Source organism: Nostoc sp. (genome assembly GCF_036917095.1).
Taxonomy (GTDB): domain Bacteria; phylum Cyanobacteriota; class Cyanobacteriia; order Cyanobacteriales; family Nostocaceae; genus Nostoc.
The window spans coordinates 93,730-114,763 of sequence record NZ_JBALFH010000030.1 but is presented as its reverse complement, the minus strand read 5'-3'; the positions used below and the strand labels follow the sequence as shown (position 1 = coordinate 114,763).

Sequence of the window (21,034 nt, the reverse complement as noted above, 5' to 3'; positions counted from 1 at the left end):
CGAATGAAATTATTTTCAATAAATGTCTCTTTCCGATCGCCTGAATTTAACCAAACCAAATCGCAAGCTCAAAGTCCTTATTTAGCAACATATAGACTTGAGTAGACCTCCTAAAGCCCGTTGTCAGGAATGTCAATCAACAGATTGCTGAAACCTTGTAATCCCAAAACTTCAAGCTGTGGGAGTGTCAATGATTCGGAGTCCCATGATTACTAAGTCGCATTCAATGCTGTCAATTTCGGCAACTTGAGGTAAATGTCCCCAATGTTGAAAACCAAATGTTTCAAAAAGTTTTAAACTAGGTTGATTGTGGGCAAAAATGAAGCATAGTAGGGTCTTTAAACCCAAGTTAGGACTTTCGCTAATTGCTTGTGCTAATAGTTGTCGTCCCAAACCACACCGATGAAAACTAGGGGCTATGTAAATACTAATTTCAGCAGTATTACTATAGGCGGGCCGCCCATAAAAGGATTGGAAACTCAGCCATCCAGCAATTACTCCCTCTACTTCGATTACCCAAAGTGGGCGTTGTGAAGGCGATCGCCCCTTAAACCAAGGAAGGCGACTTTCCACGGATACTGGCTCTAAATCAGCAGTTGCTATGCGGCTAGGAATTGCAGCATTATAAATTGCCACAATTGCAGGCAAGTCAGTTTCAGTCGCATGGCGAATAGTCATTGCTACCGTTTCGGAGAAAATCTTGAGAAAATATTCAAAAATAATACAGCGTTACGAAAGCCGTAACACTATCTCACCAGAATAGTTTTGGCTCCCCAACGTTGACTGCTAATGTTACATCTAGTATCCTTGAGCGGGGAAAAACCAACGTGAAAGCACAGGTATTTAGAGGCGTCAATCAACTATCTTACGAAGATATCCCAGTTCCAACCCTAGAACCAGATGAAGTACTGGTACAGGTGCGGGTTGTGGGGTTGTGTCAGTCAGATATAAAAAAAATTCGTTATCCACTGTATGAACCGCCGCGCATTTTTGGACATGAAACTGCCGGCACGATCGCAGCATTAGGCAATAATGTTAAAGGTTGGCAAGTTGGACAACGGGTAGCGGTAATGCACCACATCCCCTGTATGCGTTGCGCCTACTGCCTAAATGATAATTTCTCTATGTGCGATGTTTACAAAAACATCTCCACAACCGCAGGCTTTAATGCCAGTGGCGGCGGTTTTGCCGATTATGTCAAGGTTCCCGGACATATTGTGGAAAACGGTGGGCTAATTCCCATCCCGGATAATATCAGTTTTGAAGAAGCGAGTTTTGTAGAACCAACTAACTGCTGCTTGAAGGCAGTAAAAAAAGCCCAAATTGCCCCAGGACAAACTGTGTTAGTTACTGGTGCTGGGCCAATTGGGTTAATGTTTATCATGTTGGTGAAGTATTTTGGAGCAAAAGCGATCGCTACTGATTTACTACCCTCTAGAATTGAAAAAGCCTTGAGTGTCGGTGCAAAGGCGGCTTTTGATGCTCGCGATCCTGATTTACCTGCCAAAATCTCTGCCCTAACTGGTGGACTGGGTGTTGATGTTACCTTGCTGGCTGTTCCTAGTGAGAAAGCTTTTTTTCAAGCACTTGATAGTACCCGCAAAGGTGGCAAAATCTTGTTTTTCGCGGAATTCCCCGATGAGGTGGAAATACCCATTAATCCCAATATCCTCTACCGTCGGGAAATTGACTTGATAGGCAGTTATAGCTCATCTTATCGGCTTCAGAGTCTATCAGCTGATATTGTATTTAATCAGCAGATTGACGTACAAGCCTTGATTAGCGATCGCTATCCATTAAAAGATTTATCAACAGCTGTGGAAGTTGCGATCGCACCCACACCGGCTACTTACAAAATCCTGATTTACCCGTAAAATAACGGAGGCAAAGGGACGCAAGGAAATTGTTCTTTGCGTCTTCGGATCTTCTTCTCTTATCTCCTTATTAGCTCAAACAAAATGCTTATTACCCTAGTTGCAGTCGCCCTACTAGCTTTCTATGTCGCCTGGAATCTCGGAGCAAACGATGTTGCTAACGCGATGGGAACCTCTGTCGGTTCCAAAGCTGTTACCCTCAAACAGGCACTAATAATTGCTGGGGTATTAGAGTTTACGGGTGCTGTATTGTTTGGGCATGAGGTAACGGAAACTTTAGCAACAAAAATTGCCAATCCTGCTTTATTTGCAGCTACACCCCAAATATTAGTTGCGGGGATGGTAACGGTACTAATTTCTTGTGGTGTGTGGTTGCAAATTGCCACATCACGCGGGTTACCAGTCTCATCTTCTCATGCAGTTGTTGGTGCGATCGCTGGATTTAGTTGGGTAGCTTTGGGAGCAGGTGCAATTGATTGGTCATCAATTGGCTTAATCACCATTGGCTGGGTTTTAACGCCGTTAATTAGTGGTGCGATCGCTGCTTTATTTTACAGTCAAATCAAGCACTGGATTTTAGATCGACCCAATCAAGTAGTGCAGTTACAAGAATGGATTCCCTGGTTGAGTACTGCGCTGCTAGGTATATTCGGTGTGATTGTATTACCATCGCTGACTGAACCGCTAACCAATTTTGTCATTGAGGAAGTTGGTTTCAACATCCCCAGTTATGACATTCCCTTGTTAATCGGTGCAGTAGCAGTAGTTGGACTCACAATCATTAGTTGGCGACAATTGGGATTGGGGAAAACAGAAGAGTCTATCCAATCCCCAATCTCTAATCCCGTAGAAAGATTATTCGCCAGGTTCCAACTACTGAGTGCTTGCTTTGTAGCCTTTGCTCATGGTTCTAATGATGTGGGAAATGCGATCGCTCCTTTAGCTGCGATCGTTTACATCAATCGCACTGGTAGCGTACCTACAGATGGTATAATTATCCCCATTTGGATTTTAATCCTTGGCGGCGTTGGCATTGTTGGTGGTTTAGCTGTTTGGGGTAAAAAAGTCATCGCCACTATTGGCGAAAACATTATTGCCTTGCAACCTAGTAGTGGATTTTGTGCTGAACTTGCTACTGCTACCACCATCCTCATCGCCTCCCGGCTAGGTTTACCAGTCTCCACCTCCCACGCTCTCGTCGGTGGAGTAGTTGGTATTGGACTGGTGCAAAATATCAAGTCGATTAAATTCAAAACACTAAAAGGCATTGCCGCCGCATGGCTAATTACAATCCCTGTGAGTGCTGGCCTTAGCGCTGCCATCTTTAGCATCGCCCGGATTTTGTTCTTCTAAGAAATATTAATATTTCCCTAACTTTTTTCTCTACTGTATCTACTCAAAGTGGAACCTAGACTGCAACAACGCCAAAAAAGCGTATTTTTGCAGAATTGCTGCTCATTCATTAGAATGTTGTGCAGGGGATGGCGTAACTTTGAATTTCCACAGAAAGATACTTTAATCTCCATTTAGAGATGTAAACTGTCAAACAAGTTACATTCCATAGGAATTTACAGCTAGTTTCGCAAGTCAGACAATTTTGTGGCGATAGCGCACGCACCTGCAAGCCTTTGACAATTACTATTGGCAGTAAAACAATAAATATTTCTTTGGAGTGAGATTTCTTTGAAAGTAAAAATCTCATTGGCGAATATTATTGATGAAAATTAAACTGACCGAATACTTGTCAATGCTGAAGAGAAGACCGTATAGCAAACCGTGGGGCAAATTTGATGCTTTGCCAACCTGTGTCCAGTATGACAGAATTACGTTGAAATGCGGAAGTGCTGTTAAAATTTTTAATTTATCTGACAAAATACAGGAAATTAAGATGAGCGCCAATAAAGCGTACCGGAAGCAGCTTTATCGTCAAGGTGTTAGAGGTTAGAAGCTAATGGGGCGATTCGAGAAGCAACCAGAAAACCCGAGAGTCAGAGGCGAGCTATCCAGAGCAGCAGAAAATGCTCTTTGGGCTGTAGTTGAAGACTTAGAAAATCTTCAGCAGAATGTCCTCAGAGGGTTGCAGGAAGATGTAAAGCGGCTTCAGTCAGAAAAAAACCGATTATCTGATGACATTCAAAGCTTGGTAGAAGAAAAAGAGCATTTACAACAAGTGCGCCAAATCACTGAGCAGCAAGTGTTAATTCGTCAACTGGCAGAAGTTTTAGCAAAGCATATATCTTCACAACTGCAATCCTCTCTGGCAACTTTAGCTAACCAAACCGTAGAGGGCAAGTCTTACGATCAAGCTGCGCTAAAGTCAGCTGAAGTCAGCAGCAATGTAGTAGGTGAAATCAATGAAAAAGTCGAACACATGTTTGACAGCTTGGATGACACCGTTACTGTTACCTTTAACTCGCTGCAACAGGAACTGAAGAATTATCAAAGTAATCTTTCCCAACAGTTGTCACGGATGTACAGCCAGCAACAGCAAGGGGAAACGATTTTGGCGGAGTTTGTTAACCGCCTGCATGGAGAACTAGACAAAACTATAGAAGAAGCTTCACGCAAACCAGCAACAGCAGCTACACCTACTGTTTTGCAGTTTACGGAGCCAGAGAAAAATAGTTCTTTTGAGACATCGCCGCCACCGTTTGGCGAAGTAGTAAGAAATTCCTCTGAGCCAATTTCCTCGATCCCGAATAAATTTCCACCAAGGGAAACGACATCACAACCGCCAGTTGTTAGAGAAAACACCGCGAACCCAAATTCTCTCCCTAGCAACGACTTGTCCCAAAGGGAAACGACATCACAACCGCCAGTTGTTAGAGAAAACACCGCGAACCCAAATTCTCTCCTCAGCAAGGACTTGCCCCAAAGGGAAACAACATTACAGCCGCCAGTTGTTAGAGAAAACACCGCGAACCCAAATTCTCTCCCCAGCAAGGACTTGCCCCAAAGGGAAACGACATTACAGCCGCCAGTTGTTAGAGAAAACACCGCGAACCCAAATTCTCTCCCCAGCAAGGACTTGCCCCAAAGGGAAACGACATTACAGCCACCAGTTGTTAGAGAAGACGCCGCGAATCTAAATTCTGTCCCCAGCCAGGACTTGTCCCAAAGGGAAACAAGATCGGAGCCTCTGGCGGCTGTAGTTCCGCCACCAAAGGACAATGCTACCGAACCAATTTCTGTCCTCAATAAGGGCTTGCCAGATAACGAAACGACATCAGAACCTCCGCCTGCATCTGTTTCACAGCCGAGAATAACGCGACCTTCTCTAAAGCTAAATACCACCGAACCAATTTCTGTCCTCCGCAAAAACGGATCGCAGAGCAAAGCTAAATCCTCACCGACCACTGCGCTAGAGCCGCAGCCGGCAGCAAAACCCTCACAATCGCGATCGCGTAATTCCTCCGGCTTATCGCCGATCCAAATTGGTTTCTTGTTAATTGTCTCATCGGCAGTAGTATCGTCGCTTTACAACGTAGCTATCAAGGTAATTTTCCACGACGGTTCTCAAATTTTTGGAGTATTAGAGGTAGAGCGCTTGCTGCCGCCGACTTTGGGCAATACTCTGTTAATTTTGACGCTACGGTTTATGGTAGTAGTACCACTGATGGTACTTTTGTCTCCTATATTGCATCCAACTTTGTGGCAAGACTTGGAAAACTTGGCTAATTCAGTCCGAGGAAACGCCACACCTGCGAATGCAGCGACCAAGCAGATTTTGCTGTTGTCGATTGTGAGTGGGTGCTTTTTGTTTTTGTCTCAGGTGCTCATTTACATTGCGATCGCTCAAGTCACAACCGGAATGGCGATCGCACTGTTCTTTGTCTATCCGATGGTTAGTGGTCTATTGTCGTGGTTTCTGTTTCGCGATCGCCCTGGCATATTCCGCATCGGTGCGATCGCCGCGATTTGCTGCGGTGAATTGTTAGTTTTAGGGGGTTCTCCCAGCATAGCTACGAGTAATACTTCAATGGGAAGCAGCACTGCGATTCTTGCCGGCGTGGCTTTTGCTGCCTACATAATTCTGACACGGTATTGCGCTAGCAAACTGCATCCTGTGACTTTTACTTTAATTAACTTCGCTACCATGTTGCTGTTAAGCTTTATCTGCTTAATGCTACCTTTACCCAGCAGTTGGAACTTGGTAGTTGACCCCTCTAAAATGCTGGAACTGGTTTTAAGCGCATTTATTTTGGGTGTGCTGACTCTTGCAGGCTATTTGCTGAACAATGTTGGTATCAGTAAATTAGGTGCCTCCCGATCGGCGATCGTTGGTGGTAGCATCCCAGTTTTAACCGTGATTTTCGCTGGGTTAATCATTCAAGAAAATTTGGATATTGTACAAATTCTGGGTGTGTTGTTAGTAACCTTTGGGGCAGCTGCTTTCAGCTTTGAAACAATGCGAAATCAGGTTAAACCCTCTAGTCCCACGAATTAAATGGCGAGTTCAATCACTTTAGGTGTGATGGGAGCTACTTTACCTCCCATCACTCTCAGCATTAACCCTGAAGCTAATACGCCTACTTGTAACTTCTCTAAACTAATGCGATCGCAGGTATTCTATATATTTAGATATTAAATTTCTATATCTATAAAAAATCTGAGTAGTCAGTATCAATCAGTTGAGTGGAGATTTGATGCATATAGAGATGTTGCATTACAAACAACGTCTCTAATGCGTGAAGTAAGGGCAGCTAGCTGCCCCTACCTTGTACCTCATTCATAGATGTGTAGCGGCTTAAAGCAGGGTACGAGAAGCGCTATAAGCGATTAATATTCATTATTAATAATATATTTTATGGTTTTAGCTTGATACAAGTGGCGATAACACTTGTATATAAGCGCCGATCGCAATAACTTGAACTTGACTTGCAATATATTTCTATCGATTTAGCCTGATACAGGTAGGGAAAACACGTATATATAAGCAGTACGAGTATTACTGACTCCAGCAATTGAGCACGAGTACTTGCTCACAAAGGAGATTGGCAAGGAGTTAAGACCATTGCAGTACCTTTTGGAACTAGGAGATAAAGAAACAGTACAAATGTTTAGAGTAACCCGTTTTTCAAGCGTGGGAGATTAATCCTCTTCTGTCGCTATGGGGAGAGAAAAATATTATGGTTATCCTGAGTACCCAAAGAGCATCGAGAATTGAGCGATACGCCATCGCATTCCGATCGGTGTAATTTAACTTTACTGCGGAAAAACCTGAAAATAGGGATTTGAGATTATTCTGTGGCGATCGTGACAGAAGAGGAATAATTCAAAGACTGTAGGGTGAAGAGGTGGGATTGGAGCAATGACGCCATGAAGAGTGCTGAGTTTGGTAAATGCCTACTTGATTAAATACATCTTTTTTTCCTGGTGCGGCTCTAAACCCACCCCTCAAGGATTTTTTTCATACCTGCAACCCCATACCCTGTTTTTTTTGTAAGTGGGCAAGAATAAATTAAGCTATATTAAGCAGTGTAAAGTGAGTTAAATTGTCTTTTAGTAAAATTTTTAGCCTTTAAAATAGGTCTGAAGTCCTTACTACAAACCTTTAATTATTCATGCCCACTTAGTATTTTGTTTGATGAGATGGTATCTTTTTTCCTGTCGCTATGCACTAGTAAACTTGGTCTGCGAGCGCCCAGACGCCCAAAGAAAGAAGCTTATATCGTAGCCCGCTACGGATTCTCTTGCTTTTATAACAACAAACTATCTACGCAATTCAAGGCTCTCAAAGATATAAAACAGCGAGGTAAAAACATACTTGAAAATAGCAAATCAACTAGTTAAATGATAAAGATTTAAAATTCTTTCATGAAGTAAATATAAAATCATGGAGAAAAATTCCCTAAATAATTATCAAATGGAATCCAATATGTTTTATTATATATATGACTAATAACTCATCTTGAGGTTATTTGCATCATCAACAAAGCCTTATATCTACGCGATTCAGTCTTAATTAATCGCGGCTTTCTGTGTCAGACGATAGACAAAAATTGATAAATTAGACTTGTATTTATGAGTCAATATAAAAATATCAACAAACGTTGATTTAACAAGAATATAAATTATTTAAATATGCATAATTTTTAAAGCTAAAAATATATAGATTATTTCCAAATTCAAAAAAACAATGATATGATAGGGGACGATATTTGAAAAAGAACAGGTATTTTGAAATTGGAATTATTTGCTCTACTTGATGTCTACTATGTTCCCTCAAGCCAACGGCTGATACTGCCCAGACATCACTGGAGGTTGTGAACGCGATGATAGTTCACAATGAGCCGTGTGGCTCCACCTCTAAATTTGGCTACACCTGGTAAGCGATTTATTTTGATAACGCTCCCAATTATTTATAGTCACCTGTACACTACAAATAATTAGCCAAAGCTGAAAAAACTATCTTTTTTCGAGTCACAGATATCTCAGATGAACCGCACAAACTACTTTTTACTTCGAGTCGGCATAATGCCATAGTTAGGTTTAAGTAGCTTAACGTTGTTCTCTTGAAAGATGAGAAAAATCCTAGAGAATTCAAAGGCTTTGTAGATTACTTGCAACATAGTTGACTGTTGGGACGTAAACCGCCGTCAAGCTGAACTTGGTAATGTCTGTAATTTTCCGGTCAGATGCAGAAACAGTTATAGTCACAACAACTGAATCTGCCTATATCCAACAAAATATGCGAAAATGGTAGTTTGCGCTACCACCGATTTTATAGTTATCGCATATTAATATAGTCTGAAGTAAAGACTTTGCCTTCAGCTAGGTGTATACTACCTATTTTCATTCGATTAAAAACTGTGTAAACGTGCTATTCAATTGTCTGTAATATGAGTAACGACATAGATCTGATCAAACGTCTTGACCCCAGTGCGATGGATCAGATCATGCTTTATCTGGCTTTTAGTGCCATGCGGACGAGTGGGCACAGGCATGGGGCATTTTTAGACGCAGCCGCAACGGCAGCAAAGTGTGCAATTTACATGACCTATCTAGAGCAGGGACAAAACCTGCGGATGACAGGGCATTTGCACCACCTGGAGCCAAAACGGGTAAAAATTATTGTAGAAGAAGTCAGACAGGCGCTCACAGAGGGCAAACTGTTGAAGATGCTGGGTACTCAGGAACCCCGCTATTTGATTCAATTTCCTTATGTCTGGCTAGAAAAGTATCCTTGGCAACCGGGGCGATCGCGCGTTCCTGGTAGCAGTCTGACAAGTGAAGAAAAAAGACAAATTGAGCAGAAACTGCCAAATAATCTACCTGACGCCCAGTTAGTTAGCTCTTTTGAGTTTCTGGATTTGATTGAGTTTTTGCACAGGCGATCGCAAGAAGACTTGCCACTCGAACACCAAATGCCTTTGAGTGAAGCCTTGGGCGAGCATATCAAGCGCCGTCTGCTCTACTCAGGCACGGTAACACGCATTGATTCTCCTTGGGGAATGCCCTTCTATGCTCTTACCCGTCCTTTTTACGCCCCAGCAGACGATCAAGAACGCACTTACATCATGGTGGAAGACACCGCTCGGTATTTCCGAATGATGAAAAACTGGGCAGAACGACGACGAAATGCCATGCGCTTGCTGGAAGAACTTGATATCCTCCCAGAAAAAATGGAGCAGGCTATGGAAGAACTGGATGAAGTTATTCGTGCCTGGGCAGATAAATATCACCAAGATGGAGGTATTGCAGTGGTTTTACAAACGGCTTTTGGCGAAAAAGAAGACTAGTAGCGCTACGCAAAATTCAAAAAGCTGATAAAGTAAGCTTTTGACTGGTTTTGTGCCTTGCTTCAAAGCAAAGGCATGGTTGGTCTATTTAGACTGTAATACTGTATGTAGGACTCATATTTGATTTTTGAAATACACGCAGTAGCGTGGCAAGGCTAAATCAGTGTAATAGAAAAGGCTCGTAGTAGCGCTTAATCGCTAAAAAACGGCATTTCTAATGCACAACTTTAGCGTTGCCACGCTAGTAGTGTGCGTTATACCTCTGGTAACGTACCATCCGAAAGCTTTGGTGCCATCCTCTCGGCCATAACACACCCTTGTATCTTAGATAGATTTATTAAAAAATCAAATCGGATTGCTATTGTAGCACAGAAGTCACAAACAATTTTGTGAATTTTGTATTGAGATTGTTTAGTTTATAGAATTTGCTAGAACATCGATCCAGTAATCAAAAACCTAAACTATCCTCCTGCTTCAAAGAGGAGATTGGGGAGAGGTTGTTCCAGGATTACTGAATAGGTATTGTAGCAGAGGGCAATTATCTCATATTTTGCACCTAACTGTAGAAAACCCTACAAGCTAAAAATATGAGCAATCAAGCTACATAATTTTTCTGTAATTTTCTCACTAAATATAGGACTTTTGATTTAATACTGAGTTACTAAATACCATTAGTTTAGGACTTACACATTTTACACATTGACCGTTATGTGAATCATAGGCTTTTTAAGCTAAAAGTCTTGCCCTGCCTCGTTCCCAAGCGGAGTTAGAAATGCAATCAACAAGACTCTACCTCCTGGTTTGACGGCAGACAGAGCCTCCCACAAAAGCATTACAAGGCAGTAGCCCAGTAAGGAGAGGTAAGCCAAGTTGGTTGTCTCTGTCAATGCGTAAGCCTTATAGTTTTTTTTGGGGCAATATGTGAGTTAGTTATGGCGAATTTTATATGAATAGTGCAACTCAAGCCATAATAGGGAGGGCATTACAATGCCCTCCCTACAAAAATTACCGACGTTGCATATTTGCGGGATGATTTTGCTAGTTTTGTGGTATGGGCATCTTGCCCGTCCCTTGTATTTCAGGGCGGGCGAGACGCCCACCAAGAATCATCCCTTGATTCAGCAACGCCAAATTACCCTGTATTTTCAGTCAATTACAAAGCACTGTAATTTAATTAGTGCCGGGTTGAGTTGGAACAACGGGTTGCGTTGGAATAACAGGTTGCGTTGGAACAACGGGTTGCGTTGGAACAATCGGTTGCGTTGGAAATGGCGTAGTCTCGATACTTGGACTTGATCCCGTAGGTATCAAAGTCGGCGGTGTAGACAAAGATGAAGCACCTATAACACTGTCACTAGCACTAATACAAGTATCCAACACTTGGGTAGGGGGAATGTCTACTTGACTACGCAAACCAACCACACACTGACCAAAGCGCACGGGCAACAAACTACGACCACAGTAATCTAAAGCTGCCGGATTAATTGCTTCCTGAGTACTTGAACTGACGCCTACTACACAGGTAGCTAACTCTTCAGGACGCCTAGCTCTCTCACAAGAAGAAAGCGCATCTGTCGCGGCAATTTGGGTTTCCTTATCAATTTTTACCACGCAAGCAGCCAAATCCCTTGGACGTAGTGCCGTTGCACAACCTTGTGATGCAGCTTCTGCCGTTACACCCGCTCTTACAAGGCGACCTGCACAGACACTATAATCATTGTTGTAAGAGGCAGCGATCGCTGTATTTGGTAAGATCGTTGCCAAGCATCCAGCTATAGCCAAAACTGGTATTGTTAAAATCCTGGAGGTGGAACTGGCTTGTTTGTTCTTACCTCTATTAACCGCTTTATTGCTCATTGATATTGCCATTCTCCAAACACCCAAGGTTATGCTAACTCAAATATTTTAAAAATCCTCTGCAATTAAAGAATTTCAGCGGTAGCAAGGTATAGACATAATTAATTATGCCAGAAATTGTGTTAATATAACTGTTTGAAAGATAAGTAGGCAACGTAAAAAGTATTTCAGAGTAAGAATACTGCGTAAACCAATCTGATGATTGAGTAGCTTACGAAACTAAATAAACACAAAAAAGTTATTGGCAGAAGTACGGCGTGACAGGCCGGAATTCAAGCTTGGAAGCTAGTATGTCGGTACCGACTTAAAGCAACTGGCGCAAAAGTTGATGCCTCTACTTTGGTAGGATACGTCATACCAAGGCAAGCAGGCTCACAAAACCAAGAATCCTCTGATTTTTAATCGGGGGAATGTCAAAATGGAATGTTTGGGTAAAGTTTAAACAGGATTAGATTAAGGAAACTCATGTCCCGATATAGAGGGCCACGCCTCAGAATTGTACGCCGCTTGGGCGATTTACCAGGATTAACTCGTAAAAGCGCCAGACGCGCTTATCCGCCTGGTCAGCATGGTCAGAACCGCAAAAAGCGCTCTGAGTATGCTATCCGTCTAGAAGAAAAGCAAAAGCTCCGCTTCAACTACGGTTTGACTGAAAAACAATTGCTGCGCTATGTGCGGAAAGCCAGACGTGTTACTGGTTCTACCGGACAAGTGCTCCTGCAATTGCTAGAAATGCGCTTGGATAATACCGTTTTCCGCTTGGGTATAGCCCCGACTATCCCAGCGGCTCGTCAACTGGTAAATCACGGTCACGTAACTGTTAACGGTCGTGTGGTTAATATTGCCAGCTACCAATGCCGTCCTGGCGAAGTAATCGCAGTCAGGGATCGCGCACAATCACGGAAGTTGGTGGAAGCTAACTTGCAATATCCCGGTTTGGCAAACCTCCCCAGTCATTTGGAGTTTGACAAAAATAAGTTGGTTGGAAGAGTCAACAGCGTTATTGAACGGGAATGGGTGGCACTACAAGTTAACGAACTACTTGTGGTGGAATACTACTCACGACAAGCGTAATAGTCATTTGTCTTTAGTCATTTGTCCTTAGTTATTTGCAAAGGACAAATGACAAATTACTATCCGCCAATTTGTGACATAGTGCGCGTATATGTACCTAAAATGCCAGAGTCGCGCTCTTTAAAGTTAATTTCTGGCTTTATACCTAATAAATGCCTGACCTGCTCTTGTAATTGAGCGGTGTTTACACCAGAACGCAAAGCAGTTTTTAAATCTATTTGACCAGTTTCATTTAATAAACAAGGACGCAGCCAGCCATCTGCACTCAGGCGCATCCGGTTACAACGATCGCAAAAACATTCTGACATCTGACTAATAAATCCCAGTGTCCCCTTCGCACCGGGAATTTGAAAAACATCAGCAGGGCCAGCACCACGAACTTGTGATTCTGTCAAGCCCCAGCGATCGCGGATAGATTCTCGTAACTCGGCTGAAGATACCCAACCGCGATCGCCAAACAAATCTACATTACCAATAGGCATAAATTCAATAAATCGAACATGCCACTGTTTATCAATTGTCAGGGCGGCTAAATCTAAAACTTCGTGGTCATTAACGCCAGGAATCACCACCACATTCAGCTTCAGTGGGTCGAATCCGACCTGATGGGCAGCTTGAATCCCCTGCCAAACTTGTTGCCAACGAGAACGCCCCTGATTACCGATAATTTGGTCAAAAATATCAGGATCGAGAGAGTCAAGACTAATATTAATTCGTCGCAAACCAGCATTGTAAAGGTTTTGTGCCATCGGAGCCAGCAAAAAACCGTTGGTGGTCATTGAGAGGTCTTGAGTTTGGGGCAGAGATGCGATCGCGCTTACTAAATCTACCACGCGCGGACGCAACAAGGGTTCACCCCCAGTCAACCGAAACCGGGTAAAGCCGACTGGAATAAATACCTCTTCAATTAAGGTGAGCAGTTCCTCATCAGTCAACAGCTGTTGCTTGAGAATATAGTCCAGTTCTACTCCCTCTGGCATACAGTATTGACAACGAAAATTGCAGCGATCGATTAAGCTAATCCGGAGGTAATCTACCTGGTTCATCGTTTTATTTTTATTGTCTCTGATTAATTAAAGACTTTACAAAGGTGGTACCCCTTCCTACTATATTTGTTGTAACTCAAGATACCGTACTCCCCCTTAAGTGAGAGTCCACAGATTGTGGCATAATAAGCCGATCGCATCCACTAGTTAGTCATCAATCGTGCAAGACACCGACTCCATCAACGACCTCGCTGCGGCTTTGCAACTTGCTACCCCAAGCAGTTAAGAAAAAAGCGGCAGATAACACCCTTCCTCCCCGCTACATCGCCCCACTGGTGAAAGAAATGGAAAAACTGCCAGAATCGCAGCAAAAGTTTATCTAAAAGGAAATAGCTGCTAACCCTGATTTGGATACTCTAAAACAGGTAACTACTGAAGCGCGTAACTTGGCGAAATATCTCAAAGGAGCAGTTCAAGTTCAAACGTTGACGCAGGAAGATGTTGATATCGAAACAGCCCTAGAAGAAGCGAAAAGAGTTCGCTGTTTGAGCATTGCTGCTGATTTGGTAAATCAAGCATCGCAGATTGAACAAACTATCGCTAAACTCTACATGACTTGGAAACGCATCGGCAATTTAGCATATCGATTATATGTAGATACTGGCGCAAGTACACCCAACTTGCGATCGCTCCTCACTTGCTTGGAACCTCTGAGTGATGAAATTATGGAATTGCAACTTAGTGGCGCGACTGAACACACTATTCGTTTGCAAATTTAGGAGACGAATTAGGGAGTGGGGAGTTAGGAGTTTGAGGTTTGGATGCCCAGATTTGAGATTTCTGCCACTTAACTGGGAATACTATGCTGAGATTCCTTGTAAGGTAAGAGTGGATTCCTAAAAACATGAACTCGATTACACTACAAAAAGCAAAACAGGCTGTATTTATAAAATTTTCTAATGTATTGCAGCACCTTTCTAAACTTATACTTTGTATTTTACTCGCATTAATTCTGAGTATGACAGAGATTATTTTACCTACTATACCTATAACAAGGCACGGAGTGGCTGAGGCAGTTCCCATAAATAAATATCTATCGTCCTTGCAGGTAGAAAAGACATTCGCAGTTTTGGAAAAAGCTACAAATTTTATTGCCACAGGGAGTTCTTTTATCCCAGATATTTCTATTTTAAGGGCAACATTGGCACCAACTTTCGCACCAACTCTTGCCCCAACTTTCGCACCAACTCTTGCCCCAACTTTTGCTCCTTTCTCTTTAATTTACAGAGTAGATTTCTTTTTTGAAGCTCAAGAGCTTAACTTAATTAAGATTAATATAAATGATAAAAAAGATTCCTTCGTATCTGCTGCTCTAGAATCTTATAAATTAGGAGTCGAAAAGGCTCAAGAAAAAGCAGATTATAAGGGTGCTGTTAAGCATTACAGCGATGCTTTGAGCAAAGATGGCAAATTCGCAGAAGCCCATGTAAGCCGAGGTCGTGCATATTCAGAGTTAGGAGATCAGGAAAGAGCTATTGCCGATTATACTATAGCAATGAATGTTAGTCCGAAATTTGCTGAAGACAAAGACAGATATGTTGAACCATTACTAGGACGAGGTACTGTTTACATCAAACTTGGTAATTATCAGGCAGCACTTGATGATTTTAATCTAGCAATTAAACTAAATCCTGACTTTTATGATGCTTATTTAGCCAGAGCTATTATCTATATTGAACAAAAAGATTATCAACAAGCGATTAAGGATTTAACAGAAGCATTAAACTTAACTGCTGACAATTATCCTGCTGCTTTTTTAAAACGTGGTTCTGTTTGGGCTGAATTGGGCGAATATGAAAAAGCCATTGAAGACTTTACTCAGGCTATTGATAATCAGGCAGACGATGCTAGTACATATTTTCCAGATGCCTACTATAAGCGCGGGCTTATTAATTTAAATTTAGGAAAACCAGAAAAAGCAATCAAGGATTTCAATAATGCTATTAATCTAGATTCTAAGTATTATGAAGCATATTATAAACGTGCGATCGCTCACGAAAAAATTGGAGAATATGAAGCAGCAAATCAAGATTACATCAATGCCAATTACAGTAAAGGATTATTAACATATAACCTCACTGGGCATTCAGGAATGTTTGGTGCGGTTCGCTCAGTAGCTATCAGTCCTGATGGAATAACTTTAGCAAGTGGAAGTGAAGACTCAACCATTAAACTGTGGAACTTAAAGACTGGACAAGAAATTAAGACACTTTTTGTAAATTCCGGCTCAGTTCTTGCTGTGAGTTTTAGCCCTGATGGTCAAACTCTTGCTAGCTCCACTACTCAAAAAATTATTAAATTTTGGAATGTTAGTACAGGAGAAGAAATCCTTACTATATCAGGGCATTATGATTGGATTCATTCCCTTGCCTTTAGTCCAGACGGACAGATCATAGCTAGTGGAAGTGATGACAAAACCATTAAATTTTGGAATATAGAAACTGGAGAGAAAATTCACAGCTTCTCTGGTCATTCAGATTACATTAAGTCTTTGAGTTTTAGTCCAAATAATAATATTATCGCTAGTGGAAGCTGCGACAAAACTATCAAACTATGGGATGTGCAAACTGGCAAAGAAATTAATACCCTAAAAGGACATCAACAGTGTGTCCGTGCTATTGCTTTTAGCCCAAATGGTCAGACTTTGGCTAGTGGTAGTCAAGACAATAACATCATACTTTGGGATTTGCAAAATAATAGGCAGATACGTACTTTCAAAGGTCATTATAATGCAGTAACATCCCTGGCTTTTAGCCCTGATGGTCTAACCATTGTGAGTGGCAGTGATGACAAAACCATTAAACTATGGGATGTGCAAACTGGACTAACAATTATCACTCTTTTTGGGCATGAATCTTATGTAGAGTCAGTAGCTTTTAGTCCAGATGGTAAAAATATTGTTAGTGGTGGTTATGACAAAACAGTTAAAGTGTGGCAGATGCCTTGGCAGTAAACTAAAGATAGTATGAGCAAAGAGTGCGATCGCACCATACTATATTTGTTGTAACTCAAGATACCGTACTCCCCCTTAAGTGAGAGTCCACAGATTGTGGCATAATAAGCCGATCGCATCCACTAGTTAGTCATCAATCGTGCAAGACACCGACTCCATCAACGACCTTGCTGCTGCTTTACTACAGCCAGCCGATATCAGCTTTGAACTGCCCGATCCAGAAGATGAACAGATTCTAGAGTCAGATTTTCAACAGCAGCTAGAAATAGCTTGGCAGGTATGCGATCGCTTTGATTTGCAAACTGAAATCTGGCGGGGGCGAATTTTACGCGCTATCCGCGATAGAGAGAAAGTGGGTGGTGACGGACGCGGTACTGGCTTTCTGCGATGGCTAAAAGAGCGGGAAATCAGCAAAAGTCAAGCTTATGCTTGGATTCAACTAGCGAATAGTGCTGATACTCTCATCGAAGATGGTAAACTCGACCCCGCAACTGTGAACAACTTCAGCAAACGGGCATTTGTTGAAACCTCCAAAGCAGTTCCAGAAGTGCAACAGATGGTGAGTGAAGCCGCCCAAAAAGGCGATCGCATCACTAGGCGGGAAGTGCGTCAACTTAGCGATGAATGGACAGCCATGTCCTCAGATTTGTTACCCGAATCAGTCAAAGAAAAAGCAGCAGATAACACCCTTCCCCCACGCTACATCGCCCCACTGGTGAAGGAAATGGAAAAACTGCCAGAATCGCACCAAAAATTTATCCAAAAGGAAATTGCTGCTAATCCTGATGTAGATACCCTGAAACAGGTAACTACTGAAGCGCGTAACTTGGCCAAATATCTTAAAGGGGCGGCTCAAGTCCAAGCGTTAACGCAGGAAAATGTTGATATTGAAACAGCTTTAGAAGAAGCGCAAAGAGTCGGCTGTTTAAGCATTGCTGCTGATTTGGTGAATCAAGCATCGCAAATTGAACAAACGATCGCTAAACTCTACATGACTTGGAAACGAATCGGTAATTTAGCAGATCGATTATATGTAGATACAGGTGCAAGTACACCCAACTTGCGATCGCTTCTGACTTGTTTGGAACCTCTGGGTGGTGAAATCATGGAATTGCAACTTAGTGGTGCGACTGAACACACTGTACGTGTGCAAATTCAGGAAACTAGTTAGGAGTTAGGAGTTATATCATTTCACACAAACCCTGATACATATAAATTTCTCATAGGGGCACAGCATTTATAATGCTATTTCATCAATGCCTACAGTTGGCTACGCCTATGCATTTGCTGATTGCGTTCATCCTAAAACAACTTAAAACAAAGACCTCTAAGAGGTTTTACTACACTAAACCTGTCCCTCTTTGATTTGGAGAGGGACAGGCTTGAACTTTAGTTCAAGATAGGGAGAGGTTTGTCGAACTCACGTCTAATTAGCAGCGCAAGACGTAGCGACGAGCGAGGAGTTATGGGGCGTTGCCGTGGGTACTTGAGCCATTAGAACCACGTTACCATTGGCATCTATAACCCATCCTTGAGCTTCCACAATTTGAGCAGGTTCATTGACAGAATTAACATTCTGTGATTTTTCTTCTGTGTTTTGCTGCGCCTGAACAACTACTCTTTTCTGAATACCGCTAGCAGGATTCTTACTCTCTGGCTCCATCGCGATCCAATTTACCAACACCGCATCATCAGCTATCAATGGCTGCGTAGGATCGGATATTAATCCTCCACGTCCAGTAGCAATAAATGAACTCCTTCCTATTTTTCCACCAGAATTACAACCAGCAACAATTTGCTGCGAAGCATCAACCAGATTTACGGGCAGTTCTACTAATCCTTTACTAGGGTCAGCATCTGGTGAGTTGATTTGTACTGTGCCATTTAACGAAGGGTTTTGCTGAGAAAACGCGGTGATGTCACTTGTTGGCAGGTTATTCGGTTTGATTTCGCCTGTTGAGTCAAGCTTCTCTACGTCTGCACGGGTACGGAGCAGAAATCCAAAGATATTCTTAGTGGTGATTGTGATTTTACCACCTGAGCCAGAGAAGGCGTTGGCGGTGATATCGTTATTTTCTAAGGGGGTAGCGATAACGAAGCCATTAGGCGCATTGATGGCAATATTACCGCCAGCGGCAGTTTTATCGCCCCCAGCATTAGTGGATATTTGACTATTGTGGCGCATGAGTAATAAGTCCCGCACCTGTAGCGTAATATTCCCGCCTTCACCTGACTGACTATTAGATGTGAGTGTTCCTTTGTCCAGAAGTATAGAGCCAGTGTTTATATTGAGTTCACCTGTTTTCCCTAAATTGGGTACACCCTCTTGATAGTTGAAATCATTTTGAATTTCACTGCTCACAGTTATTGCAGCTCCATCCCGGACAATCAATTGCTTTGTAGTTACTATCAAGTTGCCGCCATCTCCAGACCCTTCAGTGCCAGCAAACAAGCCACTGAGCTTAGAACCATTTGGTGAAGTTCCACTTAGTTCTACGGACTCAGAGGCGTTCACTGTCAAATTTCCTCCATATCCTTTGGCTGGTATAAATTGATTTGACTTAGTAAATAGTATTATTGAAGACTCTGTTGATATCCCTGCTCCCCCCTGGATACGCAACATTCTGGTGTTTATCGTTATATCAGCAGCATTTCCATCACCAACGCTAAACAATCCACTGGGTCGTAAATCAATACCGGCTTGTAATGGTATAAGCGTACCGCCGATCAGTTCCACCGAATCTGAGGCATTTACGATTAATTGGCCGGGCAAACCCGAACCAAGATTATACATTAATACTTGTGCTCCATCCCTGACAATCAACTCTCCGGTAGCGATCTGTATGTTTCCAGCGTTTCCAGTAGAGTAAGTCCCAGTCGATAATATTGCATTACCGCCAAGTTCTACAGACTCGGCGGCAGTTACTATCAAATTCCCTCCTTGTTGCGCTCCTAATGTGTCATTAGTAATGTATGAGTCGCCATTGAGCAGTACGCGCCTGCCCTGTATTTGGATATTACCGCCACCATCGCCACTAGTATCTACATTAGACGTATATGTGTTAGAACCATCAGTTCGTTGGATGAGTTGAATATTCTGGAAATTCTGAACACCTTCATACCCTAAATTCCAGCCTTGGTTTGTTGGATTCAGACTGACTAGACTATTGCCAGCGACACTTCCTAGCTCGATTCGTCCCAACTCTGCTGTTAAATTTCCTCCCTCCAGGGTGAGATCGCCACCTATAAGCGCCAAGGTTTTGCCTTGCTGCACCTGTAGACCAACAGGCTTTAATAAGGAACTGGTTGCGCCACCTGGACTCGCTTGGGATTGATTGTGGATGGTTCCTGGTGTAGCTCCAAATTGTAAGCCAACGGGAACACTGACTGTCAGAAGGGGTGTGGTTTGGGGATCTGTGGCGCTAAAGTTAGTACCATCGGCAAAGTTTAGACTACTCGCCGTACTCGCAACAAATGAACCGCCGATGTTTAAAGAAGCATTGGGGCCAAAAATAATCCCGTTGGGATTAATTAGAAAGAGGTTGGCTGTAGAGTTAGCTCGAAGTGTGCCATCAATATTAGAAATAGACTTGCCTGTTACTCGAGCAATGACGTTATCAATATTTGCCGCATTGTTAAAGTAAGCTGTAGTGCCAGTGAGAACAGAAAACTGTTCAAAGCTGTGGAACAAGTTTGTACCATGAATTGCCCCACCATCAATTTGGTCAGTAAGCTGACCATCGATTCGCTTGGGTGTAACAACTGAATTTTCCGCTCCCAAAGTGTTATCATTGATAATCTGGGCCAAAGCATAACTCCCAGAAAAAGTGAGCACTTCAGTAATTCCTAAAGCACTCACTAATCCTAACTTCCAGTACCAAATACTTCGGCTTTGAGCCATTATATAATTCGCACCAAAAAACAATAGTTTAGTAAATTACTGCTCATTACTAATTAGCATAATGATACCGTGACAGGATCTATGCAGCCTAAATTTGTGAGTATAAAAATCGGCGTTTTCATATTCACTTAAATGAAGCTATTAACGGCTGTGGAATGACTATATCCTTTAGCAGTAGCAGCCTCTAGGATTTTGGTTTGTAGGGCAAGGGATACACAATAATTTATTCACTAGCATTAATTCCTGTCCTAGCTCTCCTGTAATTTCTGGCAACAGTTTATTGGCTTGGTTATTATCAACAGCATCACTATCTTGAATTTTATTTAAATCTATAGTGCACTGAAACTTAATTTTAAGAACTTTGTTTCCGGATATAGAATACTTTTCGAGTAACTGGTGGAAGTTAGAATTTTGCAGTATCTCATTTATTTCTTGCTGAATATCGTCTTTTAACTGCTGTACTGTTTGAGATTCCATGAATTTTACTTTCCTTACAGAGTGGTAAATGTGTAAACTTATCCTGTGACTAAATTAACGTGACTTCGATTAAGTAAGTCGGAGGAAATAATTGTCGTTGGGATAAGGCA

The 21,034-nt window shown here is 42.3% G+C and carries 13 protein-coding genes and 1 pseudogene; 9 read left to right on the top strand and 5 right to left on the bottom strand.

Annotation, left to right across the window (positions count from 1 at the left end; genetic code table 11):
- Positions 1-171 precede the first annotated feature (171 nt).
- The gene (locus tag V7L01_RS14265) at positions 172-678 is read right to left on the bottom strand and encodes a GNAT family N-acetyltransferase (RefSeq protein ID WP_335035745.1); all 507 of its coding nucleotides are present in this window, start codon (positions 676-678) and stop codon (positions 172-174) included.
- A 149-nt stretch (positions 679-827) separates the two neighbouring features.
- Here V7L01_RS14265 and V7L01_RS14260 point away from each other — a divergent pair, with 149 nt between their 5' ends.
- From V7L01_RS14260 to hetR, 5 genes are all read left to right on the top strand, one after another.
- The gene (locus tag V7L01_RS14260; protein WP_335035909.1) at positions 828-1,874 is read left to right on the top strand and encodes a zinc-dependent dehydrogenase; all 1,047 of its coding nucleotides are present in this window, start codon (positions 828-830) and stop codon (positions 1,872-1,874) included.
- 84 nt (positions 1,875-1,958) lie between these two features.
- The gene (locus V7L01_RS14255; RefSeq protein WP_335035744.1) at positions 1,959-3,227 is read left to right on the top strand and encodes an inorganic phosphate transporter; all 1,269 of its coding nucleotides are present in this window, start codon (positions 1,959-1,961) and stop codon (positions 3,225-3,227) included.
- A 598-nt stretch (positions 3,228-3,825) separates the two neighbouring features.
- Positions 3,826-6,321: an EamA family transporter gene (locus V7L01_RS14250; protein WP_335035742.1), complete on the top strand. Its 2,496-nt coding sequence runs from the start codon at positions 3,826-3,828 to the stop codon at positions 6,319-6,321.
- On the top strand, positions 6,322-6,462 hold the full coding sequence (locus V7L01_RS14245) for a hypothetical protein (RefSeq protein ID WP_335035741.1): 141 nt from the start codon (positions 6,322-6,324) through the stop codon (positions 6,460-6,462).
- Between the two features lie 2,254 nt (positions 6,463-8,716).
- On the top strand, positions 8,717-9,616 hold the full coding sequence (hetR, locus tag V7L01_RS14240) for a heterocyst differentiation master regulator HetR (RefSeq protein WP_335035739.1): 900 nt from the start codon (positions 8,717-8,719) through the stop codon (positions 9,614-9,616).
- 1,170 nt (positions 9,617-10,786) lie between these two features.
- Here the strand turns inward: hetR and V7L01_RS14235 are convergent.
- Positions 10,787-11,473: a hypothetical protein gene (locus tag V7L01_RS14235; RefSeq protein ID WP_335035738.1), complete on the bottom strand. Its 687-nt coding sequence runs from the start codon at positions 11,471-11,473 to the stop codon at positions 10,787-10,789.
- A gap of 465 nt (positions 11,474-11,938) precedes the next feature.
- Between V7L01_RS14235 and rpsD the strand changes: the two genes are divergently transcribed.
- Positions 11,939-12,547 (top strand): 30S ribosomal protein S4, encoded by a 609-nt coding sequence (rpsD, locus tag V7L01_RS14230; protein WP_190942045.1) that lies wholly within the window; start codon positions 11,939-11,941, stop codon positions 12,545-12,547.
- Between the two features lie 59 nt (positions 12,548-12,606).
- On the opposite strand, the gene moaA is transcribed toward rpsD, so the two are convergent.
- The gene (moaA, locus tag V7L01_RS14225; RefSeq protein WP_335035735.1) at positions 12,607-13,593 is read right to left on the bottom strand and encodes a GTP 3',8-cyclase MoaA; all 987 of its coding nucleotides are present in this window, start codon (positions 13,591-13,593) and stop codon (positions 12,607-12,609) included.
- A gap of 203 nt (positions 13,594-13,796) precedes the next feature.
- Here moaA and V7L01_RS14220 point away from each other — a divergent pair.
- The 3 genes and pseudogenes from V7L01_RS14220 to V7L01_RS14210 all read left to right on the top strand — a co-directional run.
- Positions 13,797-14,312, top strand: a pseudogene (locus V7L01_RS14220) (hypothetical protein); the annotation flags it as partial.
- 284 nt (positions 14,313-14,596) lie between these two features.
- Positions 14,597-16,546, top strand: a complete 1,950-nt coding sequence (locus V7L01_RS14215) for a tetratricopeptide repeat protein (RefSeq protein ID WP_335035733.1) — start codon at positions 14,597-14,599, stop codon at positions 16,544-16,546.
- A gap of 139 nt (positions 16,547-16,685) precedes the next feature.
- Entirely contained in the window at positions 16,686-17,717 is a 1,032-nt protein-coding gene (locus V7L01_RS14210) for a hypothetical protein (protein WP_335035731.1), read from the top strand.
- A gap of 255 nt (positions 17,718-17,972) precedes the next feature.
- Here V7L01_RS14210 and V7L01_RS14205 read toward each other — a convergent pair whose 3' ends face one another.
- Positions 17,973-20,447: a two-partner secretion domain-containing protein gene (locus V7L01_RS14205; RefSeq protein ID WP_335035729.1), complete on the bottom strand. Its 2,475-nt coding sequence runs from the start codon at positions 20,445-20,447 to the stop codon at positions 17,973-17,975.
- Between the two features lie 168 nt (positions 20,448-20,615).
- Complete coding sequence (locus V7L01_RS14200) at positions 20,616-20,924, bottom strand: hypothetical protein (RefSeq protein WP_335035727.1); 309 nt, start codon at positions 20,922-20,924, stop codon at positions 20,616-20,618.
- Positions 20,925-21,034 lie beyond the last annotated feature (110 nt).